We start from the raw sequence: 14,166 nt of genomic DNA, 5'->3' as shown, positions 1-14,166 counted from the left end.
TTACATAGACGCTTCCTTTTTTAACTGTGTTCGTTTTCGCTTCGATTTTAAGGATCTCCACAATATCCCTTGTTTCGGTGAAAAGATAAAGGCACTGCCGAATAATATGGTCGCGACCAGCACAATGGAAGCACCAGACGACAAGTTATACGTAAAGCTGAGTCCAAGTCCTACGACGGCTGAAACTGCTCCAAAAAAAGCAGATAAATAAATCATGATCCATAGCCGGTCTGTCAATAAATAAGCGGTGGCAGCTGGTGTAATAAGCATTGCAACAACAAGAATAATACCTACAGTTTGCAGGGATGCCACGGTCACTAAGGTCAATAAGGTCATGAGGAAATAATGGATCATGCGATTTGGTAAACCGTAAACGGAAGAAATCACTGGGTCAAATGAACTAATGAGCAGTTCTTTGTAGAAAACAATGACAGCCAGTAAAATGAAAATGCCGATGCCAAGCGTGATCCACATATCAGATGAACGAACGGCTAGTACGTTTCCAAACAAGATATGATATAAATCGCTGGAACTTTTTAAAAATGTAATCAAAATGATCCCAATGGAAAAAAAAGCAGTGAATACGATCCCGATGGCAGAATCATTTTTAATGCGGCTGTTTTGACTGACATATCCGATGCCGATGGCTGTCAGTACACCAGTTAGAACCGCACCAAAGAAAAAGTTAATGCCGAGCATATAAGAGATGGCGACACCTGGAAGTACAGCGTGTGAAATCGCATCTCCCATCAAAGCCATTCCCCGTAATATGATAAAGCAGCCAATGACGCCGCAGATGATCCCTACCATCACGGATGTAAATAACGCTTTTTGTAAAAACGCATATTCAAAAAGTCCGGTTAAGAATTCCATTACGCGTCTCCTCCTGCTGATTTTAAAAATGGCAGCTGTGTTTCGTATGCTTGGAGCATGACCTCAGGACGAAGAATATCATGGACAGGCCCTGCTTTGACCAGCTTCTTATTTAGAAGAACGAGATGGCTGAAGTAATCATCGGCTTTACTTAAATCATGGTGGACGACCAGAATGGTTTTTCCTTCATCTCGTAATTCCTTCAAAATGCGGATCATCGTTTCTTCACTTGCCATATCAATTCCGACAAATGGTTCATCTAAACAAAAGAGCTGTGCGTTTTGAGCGAGTGCTCGCGCAAGGAAGACACGCTGCTGCTGACCGCCGGATAATTCCCCAATCTGTCTTTTGGCAAAGTCCTGCATCCCGACCTTTTCTAAGCAATGGTACGCATAGGCACGGTCTTCTTTTTTCGGTCGTTTGATTAGTCCGAGCTTTGGGTATGTGCCAAGCAGTACGGTATCCAGCACATGGATAGGAAACGTCCAGTCTAAATCATTTCTTTGCGGTACATAGGCGATCTGTTTTCTCACTTGTTTAAAGGGTTGTTCAAAAAAACGAATGTCGCCTTGATCCTTTTCAATTAAATCCAAACATGCTTTCAATAAAGTCGATTTACCAGCACCATTTGGACCAATGATTCCAGTCATCGTTCCTTCCTGTATGGAAAGAGAGACGTTTTCTAGTGCATCCTGTCCGTGGTATGAGACATACAGGCGGTCGATTGTTAAAGTATATGACATCTCTTAAGGCCCCTTTCGATCATCAATTGCGTTTCCTAAAAATATATGCATACATTTAATAATTTTGACTAAAGGATGAAATGATTCTCTAACGCTAATTTGTTTCCTTGAGGAAACTTTTATCTTATTCTAATCGTATGTCCTTCTTTTGTAAAGAGAAATGCTGAATATTCCCATCAAGCGATCGTTTTTATGTTATGCAACGAAGAGGGGACATGAGCATGGATTATTGAAAAATTCACGTGACATCCTTGAATACGAAAAATCTCAAACATTTGCTTATAAATGATTGACAGTTTGTAAGAACTCCTCATATAATAAGGGTAATTCAATATATGAATATGTGCTCATATATAATATCTACAGAAGCTGATAGGTTTGATTGAATCAGGGAAGGCTACTTATATAGAAAAAGGTGAGAACATGAAAAAGATGAAGGATGAATACGTATTAAGCGGTCTCGATTGTGGAAACTGTGCACGTAAAATTGAAACAGGTGTCAGCAAACTCGAAGGAGTGGAAGCCTGCTCAATTAATTTTGCGACGGGTACATTAACTGTGACACATGCTGATGCACAAGAAACGATGTCAAAGCGTATTGAAAAAACCGTTCAGTCCATTGAACCTCATGTGAGTGTATCACCAAAAGAAGAAGGACATCACCACGATCACGATCATGGAACAAAGAATTTAAAAACGATTGTACTGAAATTAATTGGTGGTGCAGTCATTGGAACGGCGGCTTATTTTATACCTGACAATGGCTTACTGAAGTTCATCATGTTTTTCGCCGCGTATTTACTAGTTGGCGGAGATGTTGTCTTGAAAGCACTGAAAAATATTGTGCGTGGTCAAGTATTTGATGAGAACTTCTTAATGACCATAGCTACAGTTGGTGCTTTTGTGATTCAGCAGTATCCTGAGGCACTGGCAGTCATGCTGTTTTACCAAATTGGTGAACTGTTCCAAGGGGCAGCTGTGAACCGCTCTAGAAAATCAATTAGCGAATTAATGAATATCCGTCCAGAATACGCAAACCTCAAAGTGGGTCAAGAAACAAAAAAGGTAAAGCCGGAAGAAGTCAAAGCTGGTGACCGTATTGTCGTTAAACCAGGTGAAAAAATTCCTTTGGATGGACGTGTGATAGACGGTTATTCTCTTGTGGATACCTCTGCACTAACTGGGGAGTCTGTTCCAAGAGATGTGGAAGCAGGAAAAGAAGTGCTTGCTGGATTTGTGAACCAAAACGGCATTCTTGAAATTGAAGTGCAAAAAGAGCTCAGTGAGTCAGCGGTTACGAAGATTTTGGATTTAGTCGAAAATGCAAGCAGCCGTAAAGCGCAGACAGAAAACTTTATCACAAAGTTCGCTAAATATTATACACCTGCTGTGGTCGTGCTAGCTTTATTGCTTGCCTTTGTACCACCGCTTCTCATCCCATCAGCTCAATTGTCTGATTGGGTGTACCGGGCACTTGTCTTTCTTGTCATTTCGTGTCCATGTGCTCTCGTTGTATCCATTCCATTAGGTTTCTTTGGCGGGATTGGTGCCGCATCAAAACGAGGCATTTTAGTGAAAGGCAGTAACTACTTAGAAGCCTTGAACTCTGTCCGCTATGCGGTGTTTGATAAAACAGGTACTTTGACAAAAGGGAACTTTACAGTCACTCATATCGAAGCAGCGAATGAGAAATGGTCAGAAGAGGAATTGCTTTCTTTTGCAGCGCTGGCAGAAGCGCATTCTTCGCATCCGATTGCAGAATCGATTAAGGCGGCTTACGGAGCGTCTCTTGATGAGAGCCAGATCGAATCTTACGAGGATATTGCCGGTCATGGGATCAAAGCGACAATTCGCGGAGCTCATGTATTGGCAGGTAATCATCGCCTTATGGAACGAGAGGGCATTGCTTTTGAAAAAGAAAAACGAAGCGGAACGGTTGTGTATTTAGCAATAGACGGTGAGTTTGCGGGATCGATCTTGATTGCAGATGAAGTAAAGGACGATGCAGTTGAAGCGATATCTTCTCTAAAAGCTGCGGGCATTCAAACCGTGATGCTTACAGGGGATGCTTCGCAAGTAGGAAATGCAGTCGCACAGCAGATCGGCATTGACGAAGTTCACACTGAATTATTGCCACAGGATAAAGTCGCCAAAATCGAAGACCTGTATGAGAAAAAAGCATCTCAAGACAAATTATTGTTTGTTGGTGATGGCATAAACGATACGCCGGTTTTGGCAAGAGCGGATATAGGTATTGCCATGGGTGGACTTGGTTCAGATGCAGCAGTTGAAGCGGCTGATATTGTGATTATGACAGATCAGCCATCGAAGGTAGCGGAAGCTATTGCTGTCGCTAAAAGAACGAGAGCCATCGTATGGCAGAATATTGCGTTTGCTCTTGGGGTGAAAGCCGTCTTTCTCATTCTTGGTGCATTCGGTATTGCAACGATGTGGGAAGCCGTCTTCTCGGATGTTGGTGTCACTGTACTGGCTGTTTTAAATGCGATGAGGGTCATGAAATAAAATTGTAAGGAAAAATTCATGAATAGCGTCTTTCATAATAGACCCCCTCTTGTTAAAATAGAAGAAGTTGGATAATGGCATTTTCCTGAGCTGTTATCCTTTTTCTTTGTGAAGGAATGAATGAAAAAGATAAGGTAGGTGCTTTTGTGAGTAAAAAAAATAATCAATCTTCATCCATCAAGTTTGCAGTTATATTAACCATCATTGCAGCTCTTCTCATCGGTATTTTCGTTGTAATCGGTAACAACAACAGCCAAGAAGCACAAACAGTCGACAGTAAGCCGTCTATTAAAGGACAGCCTGTCATGGGAGATCAAAAGGCAAAAGTGCAAGTTGTCGAGTTTGGGGACTACAAATGTCCATCATGTAAATCATTTGAGACAGACATTTTCCCAAAATTGAAAGCAGACTACATAGATAATGGCGATGTATCCTTCTCATTTATTAACTTACCACTGCCTGTTCATGGGGACGGTGCGGTATTAGCAGCACTGGCTTCTGAAGAAGTGTGGAAAGAAGATCCGAAAAACTTCTGGGCATTTCATGAAGCGGTCTACAACGCACAACCAGATAGTGAAGCAGAATGGGTAACGCCAGCAAAGCTCACCGAATTGGCGAAGAAGACAACGAAAATTGATACGGACAAGCTGAAAGATAACCTATCAAAGAAAACATATCAGCCACAGCTAAACACAGATGATCAGCTGGTGAATCAATACAAAGTAAATGCAACACCAACTATTTTCATTAACAATAAACAAGTCCAAAACTTTTATGACTATGATGAAATCAAAGAATTAATTGATCAAGAGCTGAAAGGGAAAAAATCATGAAAAATAAACTGATTTACTTATACAGTGCTTGGATCGTCTCAATTGTGGCGACGATGAGCAGCCTGTATTTAAGTGAAGTAAAGAAGTTTATTCCATGTGATATGTGCTGGTTTCAGCGCATTTTCATGTATCCGCTTGTGCTTTTACTTGGAATTGCTACATTCCGTGGCGATGTCAAAGTGAAGTACTACGTTCTCCCTTTGGCCGGGATTGGTGCTTGCTTTTCCATCTATCATTATATGGAACAAAAGATTCCAGGCTTTGCATCGATTCGTCCTTGTCTAAGCGGTATTCCTTGTTCCGTTGATTATCTGAACTGGTTTGGTTTTATCACCATTCCACTCTTAGCTCTCATTGCATTTATTCTGATCATCATTAGTATGCTGCTTTTAAATGCAAAAGAAGATTGAGGAGATAGCCTGCTTAAAAGCAGGCTATCAGCGTGTAGACAAACCCTCGCATTCGGTGTCATTCCTGTGCGCTGGTGCTCACGAATGTCAAATTCTCTCCGCTCCAGTGCTCGTCTTTCCTAGACTGCAAAGGTTTTCTATCACGCTGAAAGTAGACAAAGGGCTAAAATCAAGATCATTTTATCCCTTTGTCAACAATCTGAGCCTGCTTAAAAGCAGGCTATTTTTTATTTTTGCAAAAAGATAAAATTTAAAGAAAATTTGTATTGCTTTTCATTTGTGTCAGATATACATTAAGGGGAGAGTGTTAGATGATCAGACAATGGTAAGGAGATAAGCGGAAAATGGCATGGGAAGTGTTAAGTATTATTGGCATTGTGGCATTCGCCATTAGTGGTGCGATTGTCGCAATGGAAGAAGAGTACGATATTCTTGGTGTGTACATTTTAGGGATTGTCACAGCATTTGGCGGGGGAGCGATTCGGAATCTATTAATTGGTCTTCCAGTGTCTGCTTTATGGTCGCAGGGCAAAATGTTTACCATTGCCCTTGTATCCATTACGATCGTGTTCCTATTTCCAAAGCTTTTGCTCAAGCACTGGAGCACGTGGGGGAATTTCTCGGATGCGATCGGTTTAGCAGCCTTTGCGATTCAAGGTGCATTATTTGCTGTACAAAGAGAGCTCCCGCTCAGTGCGGTCATTGTGGCAGCCATTTTGACTGGAAGCGGCGGCGGCATTGTGCGTGATTTATTAGCAGGACGAAAGCCACTTGTGCTAAAAGCAGAGATTTACGCAGTATGGGCAGCCCTTGGCGGCTTACTCGTGGGACTCGGCTTAGCGCAAGGAGAGCTTGCTTTATATCTGCTGTTTGTCATCCTCGTCATATGCAGGGTTTGTTCCTACTTATTCAAATGGCGGCTTCCCGCTAGGTCTTATTTTTTAAATAAAGGGTAAAGAAAAGGGCGATGTCGCTCTTTTTTTTTTATGTGTTATTCGAGCTCGATGTCAGCAGGTCAAGCTGTTTTCGTGTAAAATAAAAGTAGGTTCTTTATTCATCATTGGAACAATACATGAGATGAAAATGTTGTCATTTGACTGAATATGTAGATTCAGTCTTTTTTTGCCTAGATGGATTGTTATGTGTTGGTTTCGCTTTTTGCGGGATACTAAAGAAACGCTCATGACCGAACGGATGGATCAGAAAGAAATGAACACATCTTTGCATGTAAGCAAAACATGACGGAAAAAATGAAATGGGAGGGACATGTACTAGTGGAGATTTTTTTGGCAGTGCTCGTACTACTAGCACTCATTGCATCATCTAATATTATCAATCGTTTTCTGCCCTTTATTCCAGTACCATTAATCCAAGTGGGTTTAGGGATATTGGTCGCAGCTTTTCCTTCAGGTTTACATATTTCTTTAAATCCTGAGCTATTCTTCGTTTTATTCATTGCACCGCTGTTATTTAATGATGGGAAGCGTACCCCAAGGGACGAGCTGTGGAAATTAAGAGCGCCCATTCTTCTATTAGCTTTAGGGCTCGTATTTGCGACAGTCATTGTCGCAGGATATACCATCCATTGGATGATTCCAAGCATACCACTTCCAGCTGCATTTGCGCTTGCAGCGATTTTATCACCGACAGATGTAGTGGCTGTAAGTGCCCTTTCCAGCCGTGTGAATATGCCGAAGGGGATCATGAGACTGCTGGAAGGCGAAGGGCTGATGAACGATGCGTCAGGACTTGTTGCCTTTAAATTTGCTATTGCAGCAACGGTTACAGGGGCATTTTCCATTGCAGAGGCATCCTTTAGCTTTGTTCTGATTGCTGCTGGCGGATTATTGACCGGATTTATTCTGTCGTTTTTTATCATTCGTTTCCGCTATTTTCTCCGCCGTTTAGGCATGGACGATGTCACAATGCACATCATCCTGCAAATCCTCACGCCGTTTGTGATTTATTTAGCAGCGGAAGAAATTGGCGTATCTGGCATTTTAGCCGTTGTTGCCGGTGGTGTGACACATGCCATCGAGCAAGACCGAATGGAAGCGAATTTAGCAAAACTGCAAATTGCTTCTTCAAACACGTGGAATATTATTTTATTTATTTTAAATGGCCTTGTTTTCGTTTTACTTGGGTTACAAATTCCTGATGTATCGACCGTCATTTTCCAAGATGAAGCCTTTAATAATATGCAGGTCATCAGTTACATTTTAATCATTACATTCTGTCTAATGATTCTCAGATTCCTATGGGTATGGCTGTTCTGGGCAGGGAACTGGAGTGTATCGAAAAAGAAGAACACGAAAAAACCGAAGCTGCGTGCTTCCATGCTGATGACATTCTCTGGTGTTCGTGGTGCTGTTACATTAGCGGGTGCTTTCTCCATCCCGTTTACGCTTGCAGACGGCTCACCATTCCCTGAGCGTCATTTAATTATTTTCCTCGCAGCAGGCGTCATTTTATGTACACTCATTTTAGCGAGTGTGCTACTGCCTATTTTATCGGAGAAAAAAGATAAGCAAGTGGATGTGGACTTAGATACAAAGATTCAGCACGCAAAACGGAAGCTGCTGAGAAGTGCCATTAAAACGTTAAAAGAAGGAATGAATGAGGACAATCGAGAAGTCTCCCTTGCACTCATCAATGATTTCCGAATGAAGCTACGAAATATTCAGCGGGAACCGTACCAGTTTGGTATGAGAAAACAAGAGAGAAAAATCAGACTGCATGGTATTAAAGCAGAACAGATGAAACTTCAGCAGTTGATTGAGGAAGAGAAAATCGACAAAGAAGAAGCATATGAGCTGCAAGAGAGATTTCATGAGCTGGAAATGCTCTATTCCAACTCCTTTAAAATTCGTTTCTCAAAAGTGAAATTTCTGCGCTTACTACAATGGCTTCAATTGTGGCGTCCCCATCAGCGTATTTCGAGCGGCATATTAGAAAACGAGGAATCGTATAAACAAATCCGTAAGAAAACGGCTGAAGCTGCGGTGGATTCTATTAAGCACCATATGACCGAAGACAATCAACAAACGTGTCATCAAGTCATTGGGTTTTACAATCAAGTGATTTTCCGCTGTGAACATGGTCCTTCTTTCTTCCAGCAAAAGGATCGTACGTTTGACCGGAAGAAGAAAGAGCTTAACTTCCAAGCCGTACAGACGATTCGTAATGAAATCCAAACTTTATATGAAAATGGCGAAATCAATCGTGATATTGCCCATCATTTAAGGGAATATATCAATGACATGGAAGCAGTCTTACTGACCAATACATGATGTTGTCATCTTCTCCCCTTTGTTTTATGATGAAAAAAAGAGACGAGCAGGGGGAGAGGCAGGATGACATATTACGGAGCGATTGAAGCTGGGGGGACAAAGTTCTGCTGTGCCATTGGCAATGAGCATGGGGATATCATAGAGGAATTAACCATTCCAACAGAGCACCCGGAAAAAACCATCCAATCACTTATTCCATTTTTTCAGCAACATGAAATTGCAGCATTAGGGGTCGGTTCCTTTGGACCGATTTGTGTCCAGAAAGACGATCCTTCTTACGGTTATATCATGAATACGCCGAAAGTTGAATGGAAGCATTATCCGTTGATACCTGAGCTGGAGAAACAATTAGGCGTACCGGTGTCCTTTACGACAGATGTCAATGCCGCAGCATTAGGTGAACTGACAAAAGGGGCCGCCAAAGGGCTAAGCAGCTGTCTGTATATCACGGTCGGTACGGGGATTGGTGCCGGGGCTGTTGTGAAAAATGAGCTTCTCCACGGTCACTCACATCCAGAAATGGGACACATCCTGGTCAGGCAGCATGAATCAGATCAGTTTGCAGGTGTCTGCCCGGCGCATGGTACTTGCTTAGAAGGACTTGCGGCAGGACCATCTATTGAGGCAAGGTGGGGAAAGCCGGCTAAAGAGCTTACCGAAGAAGATGAAGTTTGGTCTCTTGAAGCAGATTATTTAGCACAGGCATTAATGCAATACACGCTGATATTAAGCCCAGAACGCATCATCATGGGTGGAGGCGTCATGAAGCAAAAACAGCTATTTCCGCTCATTCGAGAGAAGCTGGCTGCGTATGTCAATGATTATGTCGACATGCCGCCGCTTGATACATACATTGTCTCTCCTGGACTTGAGGACAAGGCAGGTATGACAGGTGCTTTGCTACTAGCGATTGAAGCGAAGAGAAACGCCTGATAATAGAGTTTTCAAACGCAACATGAGATAATGAAAAAGATGGAATCTATGAAAAGGTGGTTGTTAACATGGTCAAAAGCTTGAATGATACCGTAACACTAAATAACGGAGTAGAAATGCCATGGTTTGGTTTAGGTGTATTCAAAGTGGAGGACGGCAACCAAGTGGTTGATGCCGTCAAAGCAGCCATACGAAACGGTTATCGCAGCATTGATACGGCTGCCGTTTATAAAAACGAGACAGGCGTAGGGAAAGCCATTAAAGAATCTGGCGTAAAAAGAGAAGAATTGTTCATTACGTCAAAAGTATGGAACACAGATCAAGGATATGACAAAGCACTCGCTGCATGCGACGCAAGCTTAAACCGGCTCGGTCTTGATTACTTAGACCTCTATTTGATTCATTGGCCTGGACCAAATGCAGATACATTTAAAGAGACATGGCGTGCGCTTGAGAAGCTTTATAAAGATGGAAAAGTAAGAGCGATTGGTGTCAGCAACTTCTACGTGCAGCATTTAGAAGAGCTGTTAAAAGATGCGGAGGTTGTTCCAGCGGTGAACCAAGTGGAGTTTCATCCAAAACTGACACTTGTAGAATTACGACAATATGCGAAAGAAAAAGGCATTCAAATTGAAGCATGGTCTCCGCTGATGCAAGGAAAGCTTTTGGATCATGACGTATTAAAGGAAATTGCAGCACAATACAACAAATCTGTGGCTCAAGTGATCTTGCGTTGGGATCTGCAAAGCGGCGTTGTCACCATTCCAAAATCAATCAATGAAGATCGCATTAAACAAAATGCCGACATTTTTGACTTCGAGCTTTCACAAGAAGACATGGAAAAAATCAATGCACTTAATAATAACGAACGTGTCGGGTCTAATCCAGAAACGATGACGGTTGGGTTTGAATAAATAAAAAATCCCCTCAGCGTGTAGACAAACCCTCGCATATTTTGTCAGGGCGTGCTGGTGCTCACGAATGTCAAATTCGCTACGCACCAGTACTCGTCCTTCCTAGACTAGCAAAGGTTTTCTATCACGCTGAAAAGAAGACAAAGGGCTAAAATCAAGTTCATTTTAGCCCTTTGTCAACAATCTGAATCCCTTTCTCTTTTTGAGAAGGGGATTTTTTAATTCCTGCTTCGGCGCACAGCCAACAGCATGAGGAAAGACAGGATCACAATACAAATGGTCCAAGCCCATGCAAGTTCCATTCGTCCAGAATCAATCGCCACATAGATGGCTGTTGGGAGGGTTTGCGTTTTCCCAGGAATGTTGCCAGCGAACATTAAAGTCGCTCCAAATTCTCCTAACGCCCTTGCAAAACTTAGAACCGCACCAGAGAGAAGAGATGGCAGTGCGAGTGGGACGGTAATATAGGCAAAGACCTGGAAAGAATGCGCACCATCAACTTTTGCAGCACCTTCAATGTCTGACTCAATCGTAGAAAAACCAGCTTTCGCTGATTGATACATGAGCGGGAATGCGACAACTGTCGATGCAATGACTGCTGCCCAATAAGTGAAGATGACAGGCTGATGGAAGATCCATTCAATCGCTTGTCCAATCACACTGTTCTTCCCGAACGCAACGAGCAGCAGAAATCCTACGACCGTTGGCGGAAGGACAAGCGGCATCATGAGGAGCGTTTCCACGATCATTTTCCCTTTGAAAGATGTACGCGCCATCCAAAAACCAATGGACGTTCCTAAAACAACAGCCAATAATCCACTGAAAGCAGCCACTTGTACGGACAGCCAGATAGGTGAAAGAAAATCTTCGGTCAGCATCGGCATTATTTCACTTGAAAGCCGTACTTTTTAAAAATCGCTGCGGCTGGATCTGATTGGAGATATTGAAAAAAAGCTTTCGCCTCTTTCATGTGATCGGTCTGTTTTACAATGCCAACAGGATAAATGATGGGGGAATGCATGTCTTGATTTGCCTCATCTACTATCTTTACTTTGCGAGAAACGAGCGCATCCGTCTTATACACGACACCAGCTTCCACATTTCCTGTTTCGACATAGTTTAATACTTGACGAACATCCTTGCCATAGACAGCGTTCTGTTTCACTTGGTCCCATATATTCAGTTTTGTGAAAATCTCTTTTGCATATGTACCAGCAGGAACAGATTCAGGTGTGCCAAGCGCTATCTTTCCTTTTATGTGATCAACATCGCGAAAGGTTTTGATAGAAGAGGAACTTTCTTTTGGCACGATGAGGACAAGCTCATTTTGTATGACATCCTTTGTATGATCCTGATCAATGTCGCCAGATTGAACAAGGTCATCAAAAGGCTCTTCAGCTGCTGAGAAGAAGAGATCCGCTTTTGCTCCTTGAGCGATTTGCTGTTTCAATGCGCCGGATGATCCGAAATTATTCGTGAGTGTCACGTTTGGATGATCATCTTCATAGGCAGATTCAATCTCTTTCAAAGCATCCTGCAGGCTTGCCGCCGCTGAAATCACAAGTTCTGTTTTTTTGCTTTGATCTGATGACGTCGACTCCGTTTGACACCCAGTCAGGAGCAAACAGATGGTGACGTAGGTTAAGAATAAATATTTCATGATCACACCTCTTTATCATTCAACATCATGTGTATCCTTTATTATAATCAAACTTATTTGACCATTCATAGGCTTTCAGGAAAAGAGAAAAGAAAAAGCCGCCAGAGGGCAGCTTTTAATGCTGATAAAAACGTAGTAAGTTCCCGTTGATCACTTTATCTGATAGAGACAGCTCTTTATTGGCTTTTTCTATATAAGGCTGGCATACTTCATCTTCTTCAACAGGTTGTTTTGTTTTTTGATCATAGCACGTGTTCTTTGTATAAAGATAATCATCCGTAATAAAGTTTCCATTTCTCAGCACAGCGAACGGTGTCCGTTCATTGGAGAAAAGATCATTCCCAAATTGAATAGAATCTTTTGATTCAATGCCGAGTAAATGAAGAAGTGTCGGTTTGACATCCATTTGACCGGCTGTTTCAGAAATGGTTTGAGGGGCCTCGTCTGTCACCCCAGGAATGTAAATCAAAAAAGGGACCCGCTGCAGTTTAACCGCATCAAACGGTGTGATTTCATCCTGCTTCAGCAGCTCTGCCATTGCCTCATGATGTGCTTCTGAAATGCCATAGTGGTCTCCCATCAGGACAAACATTGTATTTTCATATAGTCCTTCTTCTTTCATTCGTTCAAAGAACCTTTTGATGGCTTCATCTTGATAGCGGACGGTGGTCACATAGCGGTTTAAAATGGTGCTAGTCGAATCGTATTCATCAATGAACTGATCCTTTGGATCAATTTCAAATGGGAAGTGATTGGTTAAGGTAATAAACGTGCTGTAATAAGGCGTCTTCAGCTTTTTTAAATAATCGATGGATTGGTCAAAAAAGTCGATATCCTTTAAGCCCCAGCCAGTCGAATTCTGTTCATTGACATCAAATGAATCGACATCATAAAAGCGGTCAATCCCAAGAGATTCATACATCACATCACGATTCCAGAACGTTTTATTATTCGCATGAAATTGGACGGATTGATAATTCTCTTTTTTCAATTGCTTGTACAGTGTGTCATATTCGTTGTCACTCGCTGTGAAAAAGACAGCGCCACTGCTAGATGGATAGAGGGAGTTTGCGACGATAAACTCTGAGTCCGACGTTTTGCCTTGCTCTGTCTGCTGATAAAATTCATCAAAATAGAAGCTTTTTTTGGCAAGTTGATTTAAAAATGGTGTGATGTATTGTCCATTCACCTTTTGATTCATGACAAATTGCTGCGTTGATTCAAGTGAAATGAACACGACATTTTTGCCTTTAGCAAGTCCAAAGTAGTCTTCATTCGGTGCACTGTAATCAGCTTTTGTGTAGTTTGCCACTGTTGAAAGTGTATCTTCGTCAGCAAAGGCTTTTTGTCCAATTCGTGCTGTTTGAGCGGCACCGTCATACAAATGGAATTGAAACAGCCCAAGGTTTCGTACAATGACTTCTCGATCATATGAGCTTGTCAAAAATCGAGGGTGGTCCATCAAAGCTGAGCTGACATGGAACAATAGTAAGCTGCAGCAAACCACATAGTATGTTTTGATCGTCTTAAAAGACGCTTTTGGTGATAACGGTTTCCGTTTTAAGAGCCATGCCAGCACAACAAAATCAATCAGCATGAGTATAAATAGCGGATGAAACAATTCAGTCATACTGCTGCCCATATCCCCCATGTTCTTTGCTTGAAATAAGACAGGAATGGTAATGAAATCAATATAAAAACCGTAAAAGATCGTATTCGATATCAAAATGGCTGTCAAAATAAAATTTGTGGTCAATAAAAAGACCTTTTGTTTCGTTTCATTTAAGAAAAGAGCAATCCCAAACAAAGGGAGCAAAAAGCTAAGTGGATTGATCAAAAGCAGCCATTCGTGAAACAGATTGGCCGTTCGTATATGAAATCCGAATTGATAAATGATGTATGTTTTCATCCACATAAAGAGGATGGAGTACACTAAAAACCAGTGATTTTTGAAAAACGCTTTCATTTATGTAACTCCTCACCATTC

General features: G+C 41.9%; 12 protein-coding genes. 7 read left to right on the top strand and 5 right to left on the bottom strand.

All coding sequences use genetic code 11. From position 1 onward, the window contains the following. Both M2353_RS16070 and M2353_RS16065 read right to left on the bottom strand, forming a co-directional pair. Positions 1-873, bottom strand: a complete 873-nt coding sequence (locus M2353_RS16070) for a metal ABC transporter permease (protein ID WP_007500236.1) — start codon at positions 871-873, stop codon at positions 1-3. Next, the gene (locus tag M2353_RS16065) at positions 873-1,616 is read right to left on the bottom strand and encodes a metal ABC transporter ATP-binding protein (protein WP_284725719.1); all 744 of its coding nucleotides are present in this window, start codon (positions 1,614-1,616) and stop codon (positions 873-875) included. The genes M2353_RS16070 and M2353_RS16065 overlap by 1 nt, the downstream gene beginning before the upstream one ends. Positions 1,617-2,039: 423 nt before the next feature. Between M2353_RS16065 and M2353_RS16060 the strand changes: the two genes are divergently transcribed. The 7 genes from M2353_RS16060 to M2353_RS16030 all read left to right on the top strand — a co-directional run bounded on the left by M2353_RS16060 (position 2,040) and on the right by M2353_RS16030 (position 10,519). Beyond that, positions 2,040-4,139, top strand: coding sequence for a heavy metal translocating P-type ATPase (locus tag M2353_RS16060; RefSeq protein ID WP_284725718.1), 2,100 nt, complete (start codon positions 2,040-2,042; stop codon positions 4,137-4,139). A 146-nt stretch (positions 4,140-4,285) separates the two neighbouring features. Further along, positions 4,286-4,972: a DsbA family protein gene (locus M2353_RS16055; protein WP_017359241.1), complete on the top strand. Its 687-nt coding sequence runs from the start codon at positions 4,286-4,288 to the stop codon at positions 4,970-4,972. Further along, positions 4,969-5,382: a disulfide oxidoreductase gene (locus M2353_RS16050; protein ID WP_007500241.1), complete on the top strand. Its 414-nt coding sequence runs from the start codon at positions 4,969-4,971 to the stop codon at positions 5,380-5,382. The genes M2353_RS16055 and M2353_RS16050 overlap by 4 nt, the downstream gene beginning before the upstream one ends. Before the next feature lie 344 nt (positions 5,383-5,726). Continuing rightward, positions 5,727-6,338: a trimeric intracellular cation channel family protein gene (locus M2353_RS16045; RefSeq protein WP_007500242.1), complete on the top strand. Its 612-nt coding sequence runs from the start codon at positions 5,727-5,729 to the stop codon at positions 6,336-6,338. A 318-nt stretch (positions 6,339-6,656) separates the two neighbouring features. Continuing rightward, positions 6,657-8,672 carry a Na+/H+ antiporter gene (locus M2353_RS16040; protein ID WP_047945413.1) on the top strand — a complete coding sequence of 672 codons (2,016 nt, stop codon included), beginning with the start codon at positions 6,657-6,659 and terminating at the stop codon, positions 8,670-8,672. A 63-nt stretch (positions 8,673-8,735) separates the two neighbouring features. Beyond that, positions 8,736-9,605, top strand: coding sequence for an ROK family protein (locus tag M2353_RS16035; RefSeq protein WP_045034590.1), 870 nt, complete (start codon positions 8,736-8,738; stop codon positions 9,603-9,605). A 68-nt stretch (positions 9,606-9,673) separates the two neighbouring features. Then, complete coding sequence (locus M2353_RS16030) at positions 9,674-10,519, top strand: aldo/keto reductase (RefSeq protein WP_041507765.1); 846 nt, start codon at positions 9,674-9,676, stop codon at positions 10,517-10,519. Between the two features lie 218 nt (positions 10,520-10,737). On the opposite strand, the gene modB is transcribed toward M2353_RS16030, so the two are convergent. The 3 genes from modB to M2353_RS16015 all read right to left on the bottom strand — a co-directional run bounded on the left by modB (position 10,738) and on the right by M2353_RS16015 (position 14,145). Next, positions 10,738-11,403 carry a molybdate ABC transporter permease subunit gene (gene modB, locus M2353_RS16025; RefSeq protein WP_041507764.1) on the bottom strand — a complete coding sequence of 222 codons (666 nt, stop codon included), beginning with the start codon at positions 11,401-11,403 and terminating at the stop codon, positions 10,738-10,740. Further along, positions 11,403-12,179: a molybdate ABC transporter substrate-binding protein gene (modA, locus tag M2353_RS16020; RefSeq protein WP_284725717.1), complete on the bottom strand. Its 777-nt coding sequence runs from the start codon at positions 12,177-12,179 to the stop codon at positions 11,403-11,405. Before modA ends, modB begins: the two co-directional genes overlap by 1 nt. Before the next feature lie 115 nt (positions 12,180-12,294). Continuing rightward, positions 12,295-14,145: an LTA synthase family protein gene (locus tag M2353_RS16015; protein WP_041091902.1), complete on the bottom strand. Its 1,851-nt coding sequence runs from the start codon at positions 14,143-14,145 to the stop codon at positions 12,295-12,297. Positions 14,146-14,166: the final 21 nt, after the last annotated feature.

The organism is Bacillus aerius (assembly GCF_029894105.1).
Taxonomy (GTDB): domain Bacteria; phylum Bacillota; class Bacilli; order Bacillales; family Bacillaceae; genus Bacillus; species Bacillus altitudinis.
Note: the sequence above shows the minus strand (reverse complement) of the source record. Positions and strands in the feature narration are given on the sequence as shown.